A 648-nucleotide genomic window follows, 5' to 3' on the forward strand; every position below is an offset into this window, starting at 1 on the left:
TATCATTGTAGCGTAAGTTGGATACTGCTAAACCAATAGCTGCTGCTTGTCTTGCTTCTTTTCGCACATTTTCTATGCTATAATTTAAAGCCTCAAACTTCATATTGGTATAGTTATTAGCACGTTCAACGGCATCGTCAATCGCATCGATAACGATATTGTTCACCCGTTGATCTGTGTAGTGCTTTGATTCATCAAGAACGATTTTCATTTGTTCTTTGGTGTAATCATGGAGCTGCCCACCATTTACAGCTTCTTTCGAACCTTTTTCAATTTTACCATCAGCTACATTATCAATCATAACAGGCTCACTCGGATTGCCACCTTTCAAAGTGATTTTATTGGTTTTTTGACCTTTTTCATCTCTGTCATATCGAACAGCATCCTCAGCAATGTTGTTAACCTTATTATCAATAGTATCAACTTTGTTTTCAATGTTGATAACCGTGTCACCAATATCGGCAATCGTATTGGAAATGTTATCAACTTTTTTGTCGATAATCTTAACATGATTTTCAACATCCGTAACACGATTTTCAACCTTTGCAACACGCTCATTGGTTTTCCAAAGTTGTCCACCATTCACTGCGTCTTTAGAACCTTCTGCAATTTTACCATCAGCTACATTGATAATCTTACTTGGTTGAC

General features: G+C 36.7%; 1 pseudogene. It reads right to left on the reverse strand.

From position 1 onward, the window contains the following. A pseudogene (locus ACFIO5_RS12385) lies at positions 1–648 on the reverse strand (hypothetical protein); the annotation flags it as partial.

The organism is Bartonella sp. AA86SXKL, from assembly GCF_042196885.1.